The organism is Tabrizicola sp. (assembly GCF_041919135.1).
Taxonomy (GTDB): Bacteria; Pseudomonadota; Alphaproteobacteria; order Rhodobacterales; family Rhodobacteraceae; genus Tabrizicola.
Genome location: NZ_JAYRUJ010000016.1, coordinates 16,209 through 32,933, shown reverse-complemented (window position 1 = coordinate 32,933; position 16,725 = coordinate 16,209). Strand labels below are relative to the sequence as shown.

Here is a 16,725-nt window from a genome sequence, read left to right as displayed (position 1 = left end):
GCGCCCGAGGATCCGTTTCCGCGACAGATGTTTTCAACCGGCCGGACGGGCCGCAAGAACTGGAGATGAGGGGCATGCAGATCGAGCGGAAGTTCACCACCGAGGCCACCGGCGCCTATGGGTCCATGGCTTTCGCCCTCACCACCTCGGAAATCCGCAACCCGGATGGCAAGGTGGTGTTCCGCAACGAGGCGGTCGAAGTGCCCGAGGGCTGGAGCCAGGTCGCCTCGGACGTGCTGGCCCAGAAGTATTTCCGCAAGGCCGGCGTCCCCTCCGTCCTGAAGAAGGTGAAGGAAAAGGGCGTCCCCGAATTCCTCTGGCGCTCGGTCCCCGACGAGGCCGCGCTGGCGCAGCTGCCGGAGGACCGCCGAATGACCGGCGAGACCTCGGCCAAGCAGGTGTTCGACCGTCTGGCCGGGGCCTGGGCCTATTGGGGCTGGAAGGGCGGCTATTTCACCACCGAGGCCGACGCCCGCGCCTATTACGACGAGATGCGCTTCATGCTGGCCAACCAGATGGCCGCGCCGAACAGCCCGCAATGGTTCAACACCGGCCTGCACTGGGCCTATGGCATCGACGGCCCCAGCCAGGGCCATTTCTACGTCGACCACGCCACCGGCAAGCTGACCAAATCCGCCAGCGCCTATGAACATCCGCAGCCGCATGCCTGCTTCATCCAGTCGGTCAAGGACGACCTCGTCGGCGACGGCGGCATCATGGACCTCTGGGTGCGCGAGGCGCGGCTGTTCAAATACGGCTCCGGCACCGGCACCAACTTCTCCTCGCTGCGCGGCGAGGGCGAACGGCTTTCGGGCGGCGGCAAGTCCTCGGGGTTGATGGGTTTCCTCAAGATCGGGGACCGCGCGGCGGGGGCGATCAAGTCCGGCGGCACCACCCGGCGTGCGGCCAAGATGGTGATCTGCGACATGGATCACCCCGACATCGAGCAGTTCATCAACTGGAAGGTGATCGAGGAGCAGAAGGTCGCAAGCCTCGTCGCCGGTTCCAAGATGCATGAGGCGCGGCTGAACGAGATCTTCGCCGCGATCCGCCAATGGGACGGCAGCACCGAGGATGCGGTCGATCCGGCGAAGAATCCCGCGCTGAAGGCCGCGATCAAGGGCGCCAAGAAGGCGATGATCCCCGACACCTACACCAACCGCGTGCTGCAATACGCGCGGCAGGGCTTCGACAGCATCGAATTCCCCACCTATGACACCGACTGGGACTCCGAGGCCTATATCTCGGTCTCGGGCCAGAACTCGAACAACTCGGTCCGCGTGACCGACGCCTTCCTCAAGGCCGTCCGCGATGACCAGCCCTGGGAACTCATCCGTCGCACCGACGGCAAGGTCGCCAAGACCGTGAGCGCCCGCGAACTCTGGGACCAGATCGGCCATGCCGCCTGGGCCTGCGCCGACCCCGGCATCCAGTTCCATGACACCGTCAACGCCTGGCACACCTGCCCCGAGGACGGGCCGATCCGGGGCTCCAACCCCTGCTCGGAATACATGTTCCTCGACGATACCGCCTGCAATCTGGCGTCGATGAACCTCCTGACCTTCTTCCATGACGGCCGCTTCGACGCCGAGGGCTATGTCCATGCGACCCGGCTCTGGACCGTCACGCTGGAAATCTCGGTGATGATGGCGCAGTTCCCCAGCCAGGAGATTGCCCAGCTTTCCTATGAATTCCGCACGCTGGGCCTGGGCTATGCCAATATCGGCGGCCTGCTGATGAACATGGGCCTTGGCTATGACAGCCCCGAGGGCCGCGCGCTTTGCGGCGCGCTGACCGCGGTGATGACCGGGATCTCCTATGCCACCTCGGCCGAGATGGCGCGGGAACTGGGCCCGTTCTCGGGCTATGGGCGCAACCGCGAGCATATGCTGCGCGTGATCCGCAACCACCGCGCCGCCGCCCATGCGACCGGGGTCTACGAGGGGTTGAACGTCCCGGCCGTCGCGCTGGACCATGCGAACTGCCCGGACCAGACCCTTGTCAGCCTTGCGAAATCCGCCTGGGACGAGGCGCTGGCCCTGGGCCAGCAGCACGGCTTCCGCAACGCCCAGACCACGGTGATCGCGCCCACCGGCACCATCGGCCTGGTGATGGACTGCGACACCACCGGGATCGAGCCCGATTTCGCGCTGGTGAAGTTCAAGAAACTGGCGGGTGGCGGCTATTTCAAGATCATCAACCAGTCGGTCCCGGCCGCGCTGGAGGCCCTCGGCTATTCCACCAGCCAGGCCGCCGAGATCGTGGCCCATGCCGTCGGCCACGGCTCCCTGGGCCAGGCCCCGGCGATCAACCATACCGCGCTGATCGGCCACGGCTTCGGCCCGCGCGAGATCGAGAAGATCGAGGCGGCGCTGCCTTCGGCCTTCGACATCCGCTTCGTCTTCAACCAGTGGACCCTGGGCGAGGATTTCTGCAAGGGCACCCTCGGCATCCCGGACGAGAAGCTGGCCGATCCGACCTTCGACCTCTTGCGCCACCTCGGTTTCACCAGGTCGCAGATCGACGCGGCCAACGACCATGTCTGCGGCACCATGACCCTGGAAGGCGCGCCGCACCTGAAGCCCGAGCATTACCGCGTCTTCGACTGCGCCAACCCCTGCGGCAAGACCGGCAAGCGGTTCCTCTCGGTGGAAAGCCACATCACCATGATGGCCGCCGCCCAAAGCTTCATCTCGGGCGCGATCTCCAAGACGATCAACATGCCGAACGACGCCACCATCGCCGAGACGCTGGCGGCCTATGAACTCAGCCACTCGCTTGGCATCAAGGCCAATGCGCTCTACCGCGACGGCTCCAAACTCAGCCAGCCCCTCGCGGCGGCGCTGATCGAGGATGACGAGGAGGCCGAGGAAATCCTCGCCTCGGGCACGGCCATGGAGAAGGCCCAGGTCATCGCCGAGAAGATCGTCGAGAAGGTGATCGTCAAGGAGATCGTCCGCAGCCACCGCGAGAAGCTGCCGGAGCGCCGCAAGGGCTATACGCAAAAGGCGCTGATCGGCGGGCACAAGGTCTATCTGCGCACCGGGGAATACCAGGACGGCTCGCTGGGCGAGATCTTCATCGACATGCACAAGGAAGGCGCGGGCTTCCGGGCGATGATGAACAACTTCGCCATCGCGGTCTCGGTCGGCCTGCAATACGGCGTGCCGCTGGAGGAATTCGTCGAGGCCTTCACCTTCACCCGGTTCGAGCCGGCGGGCATGGTCCAGGGCAACGACTCGGTGAAGAACGCGACCTCGATCCTGGACTACATCTTCCGCGAACTCGCGATCTCCTACCTCGACCGCACCGACCTCGCGCATGTCGCGCCGAAAGGGGCGAGCTTCGACGACCTCGGCCGGGGCGACGAGGAGGGCAAGCGCAACATCTCGGAAGTCAGCGAGACGGCGGCGTCGAAATCGCTGGAGGTGCTGAAGCAGATCTCCTCGACCGGGTATCTGCGCAAGCGCCTGCCGCAGGAGTTCACCGTGCTGCAGGGCGGGGCGGCGGCCTCCGCTTTCGGCGGCGGCCTCGCCACCGGCACCGAGGCCGCGGCCCCGCTGGCGGCGATGATGACCGAGACCCGGGTCTCGGGCTTTTCGGAAAGCACCAGCACCTTCGCGATCGGCGCGGCAAGCAGCGATGCCCAGGCCCGCGCCAAGGCGAAGCTGCAGGGCTATACCGGCGATTCCTGCGTCGAATGCGGCAACTACACGCTGGTCCGCAACGGCACCTGCAACAAGTGCCTGACCTGCGGCTCGACCACGGGTTGCAGCTGATGAAACGCCGCCGTCACGGGCCCCATGCGCGGGCCCGTGCTTACCTGTCGCAGCGGCCTCATGCGGCCGCAGAGAAAGCAGACCCATGGACCTGATCATCGGCAGCCGCCACGTCACCCCCGACGTCATCACCCGCACCCGCGAGGGCGTCGAGGCGGTCCTGCGTGGCGAGGCGCTTCTGTCGCTTCTCGACAGCGCGTTCCATGGCGCGGGCACCATCGAGGTCCTGGGCGGCGATCTCGACCGCTGCCCGATGGAAGTGACCGGGATCGCCATGCAGGGCGGCGCGACCCGGGTGACGCTGACGGCCCTGGGCGCGGCGCGGCGCCTGATGTGAAGGCAGGCCTGAAATGGCCGGGCCGGCCGGCGGACCGCCCTAGCCGGCCGCCGAGACGCGCCAGATGATGTCGCCGACGTCATCCGCCATCAGCAGGGACTTGCCGTCAGGCCCGAGCGCCACCCCGACGGGCCGCCCGTAGGCCAGCTTCTCGTCCTCGGACAGGAAGCCGGCAAGGATGTCCCGCGCCGGGCCGCTGGGGGCGCCGTTCTCGAAGGGCACGAAGATCAGCCGGTAGCCGCTCAGCTTGGAGCGGTTCCAGGATCCGTGCTGGCCGATCACCATGCCGGGGCCGAAGCCGGGCAGGGTGCCTTCGGGCATCCAGCACAGGCCAAGCGATGCCGTATGACCGCCAAGGGCGTAATCCGGCGTGATCGCGCGCGCGACCAGCGCCGGATCCTGCGGCACCCGGTCGTCCACCGTCTTGCCCCAATAGCAATAGGGCCAGCCGTAGAAGCCGCCGTCCCGGACCGAGGTGAGATAGTCGGGCGGGGTTTCGTCGCCGAGACCGTCACGCTCGTTGACGACGGTCCAGAGCTTGCCGGTCACCGGCTCCCAGGCCATGCCGACGGCATTGCGCAGGCCCGAGGCGAAGATGCGGGACCGGCCGGTCGCCAGGTCCAGTTCCCAGATCGCCGCGCGCCCTTCCTCGGCCGCCATGCCCTGATCGCCGATGTTCGACAGCGAGCCGACGCCGGCATAGATCTTCGAGCCGTCGGGCGAGGCGATCAGGCTGCGCGTCCAGTGGCCATGCGGCTTGAACTCCACCAGCCTTTGTCCCTCGCCCGACAGCGCGGTGTCGCCCGGGCTGTAGTCGAAGACCTTGATGCCATCGGTATTGCCCAGGTAGAACCGGCTTCCCACCAGGGCCATGCCGAAGGGCTGGTTCTGGTTCTCGACGAAGACCTCGCGGATCTCCGCCGCGCCGTCGCCATCGGCGTCCCGCCACAGGGTGACGCGGTTCGCGCTTTTCCCGATCGCCTTGACCCGCCGCATCGTCGCCTGCGCGGCGTGGTCCATCAGCGTCTTCGGCGGCCCCGGCTGCTCTTTCGATTCCGCGACCAGCACGTCGCCATTCGGCAGCACCTCGATCCAGCGCGGGTGGTCCAGGCCCGAGGCGAAGGCATTGACCGCCAGACCGGGCGCGCAGATCGGCAGGCGGCCGTCCTTCCAGCCTTCGGCGACGGGCACCTTCAGGGTCATGATCCCCTGGCTGCGCGCCTGGGGTATGTCGGGATCGGCGCCGAAGGCCTGATGCGCGGGCGACCGCATGCGCCGCAGGAAGGCAACCGTGCCGCCGACGACCGCGGTTGCTCTTGCGATGAATTCCATGGCTTTTCCCCTTCCAGCCGGGTCAGTCTAGCGAAGGTCATGGGGCAGGGACAGCATCTTCGGCCCGGTTTCATCCGACCTGCGGGAAGACCCCGGTGTTCTTGACCGTGCCATAGACGAAACTCGATTCGATCGAGGCGATGCCGCCGATCGGGTGGATCCGGTTGCGGATGAAGCTTTCATAGGCTTCCAGCCCGGCGACCACGACGCGGAGATGATAGTCCGCCGCGCCGGTCAGCAAGTGGCATTCCAGCACCTCGTCCAGCGCGCGGATCCGGCTTTCGAAATGCTTCACCACCTCGTCGCTGTGCCGCTCCAGCCGGATGCGGATGAAGACCGTGACCGGCAGGCCATAGGCGCCCTGGTCGGCAATGGCCCGGTAGCCGCGGATCGCGCCCGCTTCCTCCAGCAGCCGGATCCGGCGCAGGCAGGGCGAGGGCGAGAGGTTCACCTCGGCCGCAATCTCCAGATTCGTGGCGCGGCCGTTCCTTTGCAGGGCGCGGATGATCTGGCGGTCTTTCTCGTCCATTCTGGCCTGTCCTGGCATAAAATGCTGATCTTGGCTTGGTGACTGGCATGATTGGCAACCAAATGCCACGGCAACAAGCGCAATATGGTGGCCAGCCAGAAGGACAGCCCGATGCGCGATACGCCGCCCAGCCTTGCCACCCGCGCCATTCACCATGGCTATGACCCCCGCGAGCATCAGGGCGCGCTGAATCCGCCGGTCTACCTGTCCTCGACCTTCACCTTCGACACGGCCGAGGCCGGCGGCGCGATGTTCGCCGGCGAGGCCGAGGGGCATTTCTACAGCCGCATCTCGAACCCGACGCTGGAGGCCCTGGAAAAGCGCATCGCCAATCTGGAAGGGGCCGAGGCCGGGCTTTGCGCCGCCTCGGGCATGGGGGCGATCACCGCGACGCTCTGGTCCTTCCTTCAGGCGGGCGACGAGGTGATCCTGGACAAGACGCTGTACGGCTGCACCTTCGCCTTCCTGACCCATGGCTTGCCGCGCTTCGGCGTCACGGTGCGGCCGGTGGACCTGTCCGATCCGGCCAATCTGGCGGCCGCGATCGGCCCCAGGACCCGGATCGTCTATTTCGAGACGCCCGCCAATCCCAACAACCGGCTGGTGGACATCGCCGCCATCGCCGGGATCGCCCACCGCCACGGCGCAAGGGTGGTGGTGGACAACACCTATGCCACGCCCGTCCTGACCCGCCCCGTCGAGCATGGGGCGGATATCGTGGTCCATTCGGCGACCAAATACCTCAGCGGCCATGGCGATGTGATCGCGGGGCTGGTCGCGGGCCGGGCCGAGGACATCCAGGCCATCCGGCTGGTCGGCATCAAGGACATGACCGGGGCGGTGATGTCGCCCCTCTCGGCCATGCTGCTCTTGCGCGGGATCAAGACGCTGGACCTGCGGGTCCGGGCCCATTCCGCCGCCGCCCTGACCATCGCCCGCGCTCTCGAGGCGCATCCGGCGGTGAAATGCGTGCATTATCCGGGGCTGGACTCGTTCCCGCAGGCCGATCTGGCGCGGCGGCAGATGGCGGCTTTCGGCGGCATGATCCCGTTCGAGGTGGTGGGCGGCAAGGCGGGGGGAATCGCGATGATGAACCGCCTGGCGCTGGTCCAGCGGGCGGTCAGCCTGGGCGATGCGGAAAGCCTGATCCAGCACCCGGCATCCATGACCCATTCCACCTATACCCCCGAGGAACGCGCCGCCCATGGCATCGCCGAGGGGCTGGTGCGCCTCTCGGTCGGGCTGGAGGGGGTGGAGGACATCCTGGACGACCTGATGCAGGCCCTGGCCGCCCACAATGCGGAATGAGCGTGACGCCGGACTCCGGCAGGCGTCCGGGGCCGGTCGCGATGCGCCGGTTGGTTTCCCCGCGATCCGCGCTAGGCTGAACCCCCCGACCCCGGTCGCCCGCGCGGGCGGGATCGTCTCCGCCGCCTGACCAGAGGAGCCGCCGATGACCCGAGACATGCAGCATCTGAAGACCATCGAGCAGCGGATTCTGTGGCTTTCGCACTGGATGATCCACCATGCCAACCACCTCCGCCCCAAGGTGGACGCGATCAAGACCGGCGGGCACCAGGCGTCCTCGGCCTCGATGGTGTCGATCCTGACCGCGCTGTATTTCCAGGCATTGCGGCCCGAGGACCGGGTGGCGGTGAAGCCGCATGCCGCGCCGGTATTCCATGCCATCCAGTATCTGATGGGCAACCAGACCCGCGAGGCGATGGAGAATTTCCGCGGCTTCGGCGGGGTGCAAAGCTATCCCAGCCGGACCAAGGACGTGGATGACGTGGATTTCTCCACCGGCTCGGTGGGGCTGGGCGTGGCGATCACCGCCTTCGCCTCGCTGGTGCAGGACTATATCGCGGCAAAGGCCTGGGGCCGCGATCTGCCGCTGGGCCGCATGGTCGCGCTGGTGGGCGACGCCGAACTGGACGAGGGCAATGTCTACGAGGCGCTGCAGGAAGGCTGGAAGAACGACCTGCGCAATTGCTGGTGGATCATCGACTACAACCGCCAGTCGCTGGACGGGATCGTGCGCGAGGGGCTGTTCGCCCGCGTCGAGAAGATCTTCGAGGCCTTCGGCTGGGATGTGGTGCGGGTTAAATACGGCGCCCTGCAACGCGCGGCCTTTGCCGAGCCGGGCGGCGGCGTCTTGCGCGACTGGATCGACGCCTGCCCGAACCAGCACTATTCCGCGCTGACCTTCATGGGCGGGGCGGTCTGGCGCCGGCGGCTGATGGAGGATCTCGGCGACCAGGGCGAGGTTTCGGCCCTGATCGAGCGGCGCAGCGATGCCGAACTGGCCGCGCTGATGGAGAACCTGGGCGGCAACTGCGTCGAGACCATGGCGGAGGCCTTCGCCGCCGTGGATCACGACCGGCCGACCTGCTTTCTGGCCTATACGATCAAGGGCTGGGGCACGCCGATCGCCGGGCACAAGGACAACCACGGCGGGCTGATGAACCCGACCCAGTTCGCCGCCTGGCAGGCCCATATGGGGGTGGCCAAGGGACAGGAATGGGAGCCCTTCGCGGGCGTGGCCGATGTGCAGGCGCTGAAGGATTTTCTGGCAAGGGTCCCGTTCTTCCTCAGGGGGCGGCGGCGGTATCGCGACGACAGGCTCGCCGTGCCGCGGATCGAACTCGACGCCGGGCACGAGACCTCGACCCAGGCCGCCTTCGGCAGGATGCTGGACGACCTGTCCAAAGGCGACAGCGCCCTGGCGGCGCGGATCGTCACCACCTCGCCCGATGTGACCGGCACCACGAACCTCGGCCCCTGGGTGAACCGGCGCAAGCTCTTTGCGCGCAAACCCCTGGCGGATGCCTTCATCGAGCATCGCATCCCCTCGACCGCGAAATGGGACTTCGCACCCGAAGGCCAGCACATCGAACTGGGCATCGCCGAGATGAACCTGTTCCTGCTGCTGGGCGCCGCGGGGCTGAGCCACAGCCTGTTCGGCAAGCGGCTGATCCCCATCGGCACGGTCTATGACCCCTTCGTGCATCGCGGCCTCGATGCGCTGAACTACGCCTGCTACCAGGACGCGCGCTTCATCGTCGTGGGCACCCCCTCGGGCGTGACGCTGGCGCCCGAGGGCGGGGCGCATCAATCCATCGGCACGCCCCTGACCGGCATGGCGCAGGACGGGCTGGCGGCGTTCGAGCCGGCCTTCGCCGACGAACTGGCGGTGATCCTGGAATGGGCCTTCGACTATCTGCAGCGTGACGGCGAGGGCGACCCGGACGAACGCACCTGGCTGCGCGACGAGACCGGCGGCTCGGTCTATCTGCGGCTGACCACCAACCCGCTGGAGCAACCGGGCAAGCGCCAGGACGACGCCTTCCGGCAGGGCGCCGTCGATGGCGCCTACTGGCTGCGCCCGCCGGGTCCGAACTGCGAGGTGGTGATCGCCTACCAGGGCGCCATCGCCCCCGAGGCCATCGCGGCGGCGGGCCTCATCGCCGAGCACCGGCGCGACCTGGGGGTGCTGGCCGTGACTTCCGCCGACCGCCTGAACGCGGGCTGGACCGCCGCGCAGCGCGCCCGGGCCCGTGGCAACCGCCGGGCCCGCAGCCATGTCGAGACGCTGTTCGCCGACCTGCCGCGCGACTGCCTGATCGTCACCGCCATCGACGGCCACCCGGCGACGCTCGCCTGGCTGGGTTCGGTCGGCGGCCACCGCTGCGTCTCGCACGGGGTGGAGCATTTCGGCCAGACCGGCACCATCGGCGATCTCTACCGGCACTTCGGGCTGGACCGCCGGGCCCTGGCGCAATCGGTGCTGGAGCTGTCGGCGGGGGCCGGTCGGTCGGCGCAGGGCTGATCCGCCGTCGCGCCGGGCCCCTTGGCCCGACAGTCCGGGATGATTAGCTCCTCCCCGACGGAGGGCGCGATGCAGCATTATTCCTATCTCGACCTGTCCCCGATTGCCGAGGGGCATACGGCGGCCGATGCCCTTGCGGCGACCGTGGATCTGGCCCGGGCGGCCGAAGGCGCGGGCTATCACCGCTTCTGGCTGGCCGAGCATCACAACATGCCGGGCATCGCCAGTGCCGCGACGGCGGTGCTGATCGGCCATGTGGCGGGCCAGACCCGCGCGATGCGGATCGGCGCGGGCGGCATCATGCTGCCGAACCACTCCCCCCTGATGGTTGCCGAGCAGTTCGGCACGCTGGCGACGCTCTATCCGGGCCGGATCGACCTGGGCCTCGGCCGCGCGCCCGGCACCGACATGGCCACCGCCCGCGCGCTGCGCCGCCACATGGCGCCCGAGGACAGCTTCCCCCAGGACGTTCAGGAACTGATCGCCTATCTTGGCGATGCCGGGTCCGGCCCGGTGCGGGCCATCCCCGGAACCGGCACGAATGTCCCGGTCTGGATCCTCGGCTCCAGCCTCTATGGCGCGCAGCTGGCCGCCTGGCTGGGCCTGCCCTATGCCTTCGCCTCGCATTTCGCGCCGGCCCTGCTGGGCGAGGCGCTGGAGATCTACCGCCGCGGCTTCCGGCCCTCCGGGCGGCTGGAGAAACCCCATGTGATGCTCGCGGCGGGCGTCTGCGCTGCCGAGAGCGACGCCGAGGCGGAGTTCCTGCGCTCCTCGCAACTCCTGGCCTTCGCGCGGCTGCGCACCGGACAGGCGGGCAAGCTGCCCCGCCCGAGCCGCGAGCCGGAGCAGGAGATCCCCGCGCCCGTCATGGCCCAGGTGCGGCAGGCCCTGTCCTGCTCGGCCACCGGCGCGGCCGCAACGGTGCGGGACGAGTTGGCCGCGCTGATCGCCCGATACCGGCCGGACGAGATCATGGTCACCGGGATGATCCACGACCGGGGTGCAAGGCTGCGCTCGCTGGAAATCGCGGCCGAGGTCCTGGCGGGGCTGTGCGACAAGGCCCCGTGACGGTTTCAGGCGGCGTCTTCCAGCGCCCGGGTCAGTTCGGCCTCGGTCAGCGGCACCGGATTGCCCTGCATCGAGGAGGAGGCCAGCGCCGCCGCGGCGATGCGGGGGAACAGGGCGGGGTCCACCCCTTGCGCGACCAGCCCCGGCAGGCCCGCCCCGGCCACCCAGCGCGCCAGCGTCGCCGGGGCGTCGGCCGGAGGGCCGCCCAGCGTCGCGGCGATCTGGCCGAAGACCTGATCCAGCCGACGCGCCGGCTCTTCCCCGGCATGGGCCCGGTTCAGCCGCAGGACGGGGGCAAGAAGCGCGCCGCAGATCGCGCCATGCGGGGCAGGGCAAAGCCCGCCGATCACCCCCGCCAGCCCATGCACCGCGCCCAGGCCCGCATTGGCCAGGGCAAGGCCGCCCGACAGGCTGACCCAGGCCAATATGTCGCGCGCGCCCGGATCCTCGGCCTGCATCAGCCGGGCCAGGGCCGCCAGCCCCTGCGCAATGGCGGGGGCGGCAAGCGCGTCGGTGAAGGGCGTGGCCCGGCGGCTGACGAAAGGCTCGATCACCTGGGTTATCGCATCCAGGCCCGAGGCCAGCGTCGTGGCGCGCGGCGTGTGGTCGGTCAGGGCCGGGTCCACGATCGCCAGCCGCGCCAGCATCCGGTCGTCGCGGAGCGAGACCTTGCGGCCGTGGTCGGGCAGGCCGATGACCGCGTTCTTCGTCGCCTCGGCCCCGGTGCCCGCCGTGGTCGGCAGCGCGATGAAGGGCAGGGGCGGGGCACTCAGCGGCAGGGCCCGGCCCACCACCTCCAGATGGTCCAGCGGCCCGCCGGGGGCCGGAACCAGCGCCGCCAGCGCCTTGCCGAGGTCAAGCGCCGCGCCGCCGCCGATGGCGGCGACCCAGTCGGGACGGAAATCCCTGGCGGTCCGCAGCGCCGAGAGCAGCAGCGGCAGGTCGGGCTCGCGCGCGCAGGGCAGGGCCAGGGTCGCGGCGCCTGCCGCCTGCAGCGCCTCGACCAGCCAGCGGGCGCGGGCGGGGCTTGCGCCATGGACGACCAGCCCGCGCGCGCCGAAGGCGCGGATCAGCCCCGGCGCCCGCGCGGCCTCGCCCCGGCCAAAGAGGATGCGGCCGGGGGCGGCGATCGCGAAGGGGGTCATACGCTCATCGTCGCGGCGACCGCTCGGCCCCAGCGGGCGTATTTCCGGTCGCGGGTCTCATCGTCCATCACGGGCGAGAAGCGGCGTTCCAGCGCCCAGGAGTGCTGGAATGCGGCCGGGTCCGGGCAGATCCCGGCCTTGAGCCCCGCCAGATAGGCCGCGCCAAGCGCCGTCGTCTCGGTCACCACCGGGCGGTCCACCGGCGCGCCCAGGATGTCGGCAAGAAACTGCATCGTCCAGTCCGAGGCCGTCATCCCGCCGTCGACCCGCAGGATGCCGCCCGCGGCCCCGCCCCAATCCGCCCGCATCGCCTCCAGCAGGTCGCGGGTCTGGTAGCCGACGCTCTCCAGCGCCGCGCGCGCCAGTTCGGCCTGGCCCGAGTTCCGGGTCAGCCCGTAGACCGCGCCCCGGCAGTCCGGCCGCCAGTAGGGCGCGCCAAGGCCGGTGAAGGCGGGGACCAGCAGCACTTCCTGCGCCGGATCGGCGGCGCTGGCCAGCGCCTGCGTCTCCCCGGCCTCGCGGATGATCTTCAGCCCGTCGCGCAGCCATTGGACAACGGCCCCCGCGATGAAGATCGAGCCTTCGAGCGCATAGGTTGTCCGCCCCTCCAGCCGGTAGGCGATGGTGGTCAGAAGCCGGTTCTGCGAGGGCACCCTGTCCGCCCCGGTGTTCAACAGGGCGAAGCAGCCGGTCCCGTAGGTCGATTTCATCATGCCGGGCGAGAAACAGGCCTGGCCCACGGTCGCGGCCTGCTGGTCGCCCGCGACGCCGAGGATCGGGATCTCGCGGCCGAAAAGGTCGGCCCGGGTGGTGCCGAAGAAGGCGGCGCAGTCGCGGACCTCGGGCAGGATCGCCATCGGGATGTCGAGGAGCGCGCAGATCTCGGCGTCCCACTCGCCGGTGGCGATGTTGAAGATCAGCGTGCGGGCGGCGTTGGTGGCGTCGGTGGCATGGACCCGGCCGCCGGTGAGCTTCCAGATCAGGAACGTGTCCACGGTGCCGAAGATCAGCTCGCCCCGCCTTGCCCGCGCGCGGGCGTCGGGGATGGTGTCGAGCAGCCACTTGATCTTGGTGCCCGAGAAATAGGGATCGAGCAGGAGGCCGGTGCGGGCGGTGATCATCGGCTCGTGCCCCGCGGCCTTCAGGGCGGCGCAGCTGTCGGCGGTGCGGCGGTCCTGCCAGACGATCGCGGGGTGGATCGGCTCGCCGGTGGCGCGGTCCCAGATCAGGGTGGTCTCGCGCTGGTTGGTGATGCCGATGGCGGCGATGTCGGTGGCGGCGATGCCGGCCTTCTCGATCGCGGCGCGGGCGGTGCCGGCGACGGTCGCCCAGAGGTCCGAGGGATCGTGCTCGACCCAGCCGGGGCGGGGGTAGTGCTGGGGGAATTCCTCCTGGGCCTGGGCGACGGGGCGGAGGCCTTCGTCGAACAGGATCGCGCGGGAGGAGGTGGTGCCCTGGTCGATGGCGAGGATATGGGTCATGGGGTCGGGCCTGCGGGGGTGGTGTCCACAGTGGACAAGAAGATATGGTCGAGTGATTCCAGAGGGTTGGTCGTCGGTGTTAGGGGAATCTTAACATCCGGGATCCTGCGGAACACGCGAATCCGGGACAGGAACCTTTGAAAATTCCTGACAGGTTTCTTCGAGGAAATCTGGCCCCGGGCGGAACGGGGACGCTCCGCCCGGGGCCTTGTCGACCTACTGCCAGGACTTGATCAGCTCGTCGTAGCTGATGGTTTCCGGCGTCGGATCCTCGTTCTCCAGCTTGGCGACCGGAGAGCCCGGTTCGTCAAGCCAGACCTGGGGATCCTGCTCCTCGTTCAGCTTCGGGCCGATGTCGCCCTGGACTCCGGCGCGTTCCAGACGTTCCAGCACCTTCTCCTGCTCGGCACAGAGCGAATCCAGCGCCTCCTGCGGGGTCTTGGCCCCCGACATGGCGTCGCCGATGTTCTGCCACCAGAGCTGGGCCAGCTTCGGATAATCGGGGATGTTGGTGCCGGTGGGCGACCAGGCCACGCGGGCGGGCGAGCGATAGAACTCGACCAGGCCGCCAAGCTCGGGCGCGCGCTTGGTGAAGCTGTCGTGCTGGATGGTGGATTCCCGCACGAAGGTCAGGCCGACGTGGGATTTCTTCACGTCCACCGTCTTGGAGGTGACGAACTGGGCGTAGAGCCAGGCGGCCTGCGCCCGGTCGACCGGCGTGCTTTCCATCAGCGTCCAGGAGCCCACGTCCTGATAGCCGACCTTGGTGCCTTCGGACCAGTAGGCCCCGTGCGGCGAGGGCGCCATCCGCCACTTGGGCGTGCCGTCCTCGTTCATCACCGGCAGGCCGGGCTTGACCATGTCGGCGGTGAAGGCGGTGTACCAGAACATCTGCTGGGCGATGTTGCCCTGGGCCGGGACGGGCCCCGCCTCGCCGAAGGTCATGCCCTGGGCCTCGGGCGGCGTGTATTTCTGCAGCCACTCGATCGCCTTGGTCACGGCATAGACCGCCGCCGCGTCGTTCGTCGCCCCGCCGCGCGCCACGCAGGAGCCGACCGGCTGCGAGTTCTCGTTCACGCGGATGCCCCATTCGTCGACCGGCAGGCCGTTCGGCTCGCCCTTGTCGCCCATCCCGGCCATCGACATCCAGGCGTCGGTGTAGCGCCAGCCGAGCGAGGGGTCCTTCTTGCCGTAGTCCATGTTGCCATAGACGCCCGAAGCAGGCCCGCCGGCATAGGACATGTCGCGGCCGGTGAAGAATTCGGCGATGTCCTCGTAGGCCGACCAGTTCAGCGGCACGCCGAGGTCATAGCCGTACTTGGCCTTGAAATCCTCCATGGTCTTGGGATCGGTGAACCAGTCGTACCGGAACCAGTAGAGGTTGGCGAACTGCTGGTCGGGAAGCTGGTACAGCTCTCCGTCCGGGGCGGTGGTGAACTTGCTGCCGATGAAGTCGTTGATGTCGAGGTTGGGGTTGGTCACCGCCGCGCCGTCCCCGGCCATCCAGTCGGTCAGGCTGCGGGCCTGCTTGTAGCGCCAGTGGGTGCCGATCAGGTCGCTGTCGTTGATATAGGCGTCATAGATGTTCTCGCCCGACTGCATCTGCGTCTGCAGCTTCTCCACCACGTCGCCCTCGCCGATCAGGTCATGGGTGACCTTAATCCCGGTGATGGCGGTGAAGGCCGGGGCCAGCACCTTGGATTCGTATTCATGCGTGGTGATGGTTTCCGAGACGACCTTGATCTCCATGCCCGCATAGGGCTTGGCCGCGTCGATGAACCATTGCATCTCGGCTTCCTGCTCGGCCCGGGGCAGCGAGGAGAGGTCGCCGATCTCGGCATCGAGAAAGGCCTTGGCGGCCTCGATATCGGCCCAGGCCGGGGCCTGCATCGCCATCAGCGCAAGCGCCATGGCGGTTGCCGTCGAACGTAGTCTCATGTCTTCCTCCCAGATGCGTCGTTTCGGGTTTTCAGTCCGGGCGGAACGCTGGCGCCCGGGGTCGTGCCTTGCCCGTCAGACCCAGCGGAACACCGCTGCGGCATAGACGAGGCAAAGGAGGGTGGCGCCCCAGAGAAGATCGGGGCCGGCAAGGAACAGCCAGGCCAGATGGATGAAGGCCGAGCCGAGAAGGGTGATGAACAGCCGGTCGCCGCGCGTGGTCTCGATCCGCAGGACGCCGCGGCGCGGGGTCTCGGGGAAGCGGATGGCCAGCAGGGTGAACAGGATCAGGAGGGCCGCGATCAGGTAGAAGAACAGCGCGACCGGGAAGGTCCAGGCCATCCAGCCGCCGCGGATCATCGGGGCGAACCAGTCGATCCCGTCCTCGGTCCGGGGGGTGGCTGCGACAAGCCCGGCCAGGATCGCGGCCATGATCGCGCCGATGACAAGGTAGATCGTGGTCCAGCGGGTCTGGGTCATGCTCATACCCTTCCCAGGGCGAAGCCCTTGGCGATGTAGTTGCGGACGAAATAGATCACCAGCGCGCCGGGGATGATGGTCAGCACCCCCGCCGCGGCCAGCACGCCCCAGTCCATGCCCGAGGCCGAGACGGTCCGGGTCATGGTGGCGGCGATCGGCTTGGCGTTCACCGAGGTCAGCGTGCGCGAGAGCAGAAGCTCGACCCAGGAGAACATGAAGCAGAAGAAGGCCGCGACCCCGATGCCGCTGGCGATCAGCGGCATGAAGATCTTCACGAAGAAGCGGGGGAAGCTGTAGCCGTCGATATAGGCGGTCTCGTCGATCTCCTTCGGGACGCCGCGCATGAAGCCTTCCAGGATCCAGACCGCCAGCGGCACGTTGAACAGGCAATGCGCCAGCGCCACCGCGATATGGGTGTCGAAGAGGCCGACCGAGGAATAGAGCTGGAAGAAGGGCAGGGCGAAGACCGCCGGGGGCGACATCCGGTTGGTCAGGAGCCAGAAGAACAGGTGCTTGTCGCCCATGAAGCTGTAGCGGCTGAAGGCATAGGCGGCGGGCAGCGCCACGGTGATCGAGATGACCGTGTTCATCACGACATAGATGATCGAGTTGACATAGCCCATGTACCAGCTGGGATCGGTCAGGATCACCGCATAGTTGCGGAAGGTCAGGGTCGAGGGGACAAGCGTGAAGGTCGAGGTGATCTCGGCATTGGTCTTCAGGCTCATGTTCACCAGCCAGTAGATCGGCACCAGCAGGAACAGCAGGTAGAGGGTCATCACCAGGGGAGAGCCGCGCAGCCGCATG

12 protein-coding genes are annotated in these 16,725 nt (G+C 68.3%); 5 read left to right on the top strand and 7 right to left on the bottom strand.

Features of this window, described 5'->3' with window-relative positions; genetic code table 11:
• Positions 1-74 precede the first annotated feature (74 nt).
• The gene (locus ACE3UA_RS12740) at positions 75-3,779 is read left to right on the top strand and encodes a vitamin B12-dependent ribonucleotide reductase (protein ID WP_374645660.1); all 3,705 of its coding nucleotides are present in this window, start codon (positions 75-77) and stop codon (positions 3,777-3,779) included.
• 85 nt (positions 3,780-3,864) lie between these two features.
• The gene (locus ACE3UA_RS12735; protein ID WP_374645658.1) at positions 3,865-4,116 is read left to right on the top strand and encodes a hypothetical protein; all 252 of its coding nucleotides are present in this window, start codon (positions 3,865-3,867) and stop codon (positions 4,114-4,116) included.
• 39 nt (positions 4,117-4,155) lie between these two features.
• Here ACE3UA_RS12735 and ACE3UA_RS12730 read toward each other — a convergent pair whose 3' ends face one another.
• A complete protein-coding gene (locus ACE3UA_RS12730; protein ID WP_374645656.1) occupies positions 4,156-5,448 on the bottom strand; it encodes a sorbosone dehydrogenase family protein in 1,293 nt (430 codons plus the stop codon).
• Between the two features lie 70 nt (positions 5,449-5,518).
• A complete protein-coding gene (locus ACE3UA_RS12725) occupies positions 5,519-5,977 on the bottom strand; it encodes an Lrp/AsnC family transcriptional regulator (protein WP_374645654.1) in 459 nt (152 codons plus the stop codon).
• Positions 5,978-6,088: 111 nt separating this feature from the next.
• Here ACE3UA_RS12725 and ACE3UA_RS12720 point away from each other — a divergent pair, with 111 nt between their 5' ends.
• From ACE3UA_RS12720 to ACE3UA_RS12710, 3 genes are all read left to right on the top strand, one after another.
• Positions 6,089-7,285 carry a methionine gamma-lyase gene (locus ACE3UA_RS12720; RefSeq protein ID WP_374645652.1) on the top strand — a complete coding sequence of 399 codons (1,197 nt, stop codon included), beginning with the start codon at positions 6,089-6,091 and terminating at the stop codon, positions 7,283-7,285.
• A gap of 145 nt (positions 7,286-7,430) precedes the next feature.
• On the top strand, positions 7,431-9,806 hold the full coding sequence (locus ACE3UA_RS12715) for a 1-deoxy-D-xylulose-5-phosphate synthase N-terminal domain-containing protein (protein WP_374645650.1): 2,376 nt from the start codon (positions 7,431-7,433) through the stop codon (positions 9,804-9,806).
• 69 nt (positions 9,807-9,875) lie between these two features.
• Positions 9,876-10,874 (top strand): LLM class flavin-dependent oxidoreductase, encoded by a 999-nt coding sequence (locus tag ACE3UA_RS12710; protein ID WP_374645648.1) that lies wholly within the window; start codon positions 9,876-9,878, stop codon positions 10,872-10,874.
• A gap of 5 nt (positions 10,875-10,879) precedes the next feature.
• Here ACE3UA_RS12710 and ACE3UA_RS12705 read toward each other — a convergent pair whose 3' ends face one another.
• The 5 genes from ACE3UA_RS12705 to ACE3UA_RS12685 all read right to left on the bottom strand — a co-directional run bounded on the left by ACE3UA_RS12705 (position 10,880) and on the right by ACE3UA_RS12685 (position 16,724).
• Positions 10,880-12,019, bottom strand: coding sequence for an iron-containing alcohol dehydrogenase (locus tag ACE3UA_RS12705; protein ID WP_374645646.1), 1,140 nt, complete (start codon positions 12,017-12,019; stop codon positions 10,880-10,882).
• On the bottom strand, positions 12,016-13,500 hold the full coding sequence (gene glpK, locus ACE3UA_RS12700; RefSeq protein WP_374645644.1) for a glycerol kinase GlpK: 1,485 nt from the start codon (positions 13,498-13,500) through the stop codon (positions 12,016-12,018). The genes ACE3UA_RS12705 and glpK overlap by 4 nt, the downstream gene beginning before the upstream one ends.
• A 216-nt stretch (positions 13,501-13,716) precedes the next feature.
• A complete protein-coding gene (locus ACE3UA_RS12695) occupies positions 13,717-15,438 on the bottom strand; it encodes a carbohydrate ABC transporter substrate-binding protein (protein ID WP_374645642.1) in 1,722 nt (573 codons plus the stop codon).
• Positions 15,439-15,513: 75 nt separating this feature from the next.
• On the bottom strand, positions 15,514-15,918 hold the full coding sequence (locus ACE3UA_RS12690; protein ID WP_374645640.1) for a DUF2160 domain-containing protein: 405 nt from the start codon (positions 15,916-15,918) through the stop codon (positions 15,514-15,516).
• Between the two features lie 2 nt (positions 15,919-15,920).
• Positions 15,921-16,724 (bottom strand): carbohydrate ABC transporter permease, encoded by an 804-nt coding sequence (locus ACE3UA_RS12685; RefSeq protein WP_374645638.1) that lies wholly within the window; start codon positions 16,722-16,724, stop codon positions 15,921-15,923.
• Position 16,725 lies beyond the last annotated feature (1 nt).

Coding starts and splice junctions, on each gene's coding strand:
- ACE3UA_RS12740 (WP_374645660.1), top strand. CDS start 75: ATGCAGATCGAGCGGAAGTTCACCACCGAGGCCACCGGCGCCTATGGG.
- ACE3UA_RS12735 (WP_374645658.1), top strand. CDS start 3,865: ATGGACCTGATCATCGGCAGCCGCCACGTCACCCCCGACGTCATCACC.
- ACE3UA_RS12730 (WP_374645656.1), bottom strand. CDS start 5,448: ATGGAATTCATCGCAAGAGCAACCGCGGTCGTCGGCGGCACGGTTGCC.
- ACE3UA_RS12725 (WP_374645654.1), bottom strand. CDS start 5,977: ATGGACGAGAAAGACCGCCAGATCATCCGCGCCCTGCAAAGGAACGGC.
- ACE3UA_RS12720 (WP_374645652.1), top strand. CDS start 6,089: ATGCGCGATACGCCGCCCAGCCTTGCCACCCGCGCCATTCACCATGGC.
- ACE3UA_RS12715 (WP_374645650.1), top strand. CDS start 7,431: ATGACCCGAGACATGCAGCATCTGAAGACCATCGAGCAGCGGATTCTG.
- ACE3UA_RS12710 (WP_374645648.1), top strand. CDS start 9,876: ATGCAGCATTATTCCTATCTCGACCTGTCCCCGATTGCCGAGGGGCAT.
- ACE3UA_RS12705 (WP_374645646.1), bottom strand. CDS start 12,019: ATGACCCCCTTCGCGATCGCCGCCCCCGGCCGCATCCTCTTTGGCCGG.
- glpK (WP_374645644.1), bottom strand. CDS start 13,500: ATGACCCATATCCTCGCCATCGACCAGGGCACCACCTCCTCCCGCGCG.
- ACE3UA_RS12695 (WP_374645642.1), bottom strand. CDS start 15,438: ATGAGACTACGTTCGACGGCAACCGCCATGGCGCTTGCGCTGATGGCG.
- ACE3UA_RS12690 (WP_374645640.1), bottom strand. CDS start 15,918: ATGACCCAGACCCGCTGGACCACGATCTACCTTGTCATCGGCGCGATC.
- ACE3UA_RS12685 (WP_374645638.1), bottom strand. CDS start 16,724: ATGCGGCTGCGCGGCTCTCCCCTGGTGATGACCCTCTACCTGCTGTTC.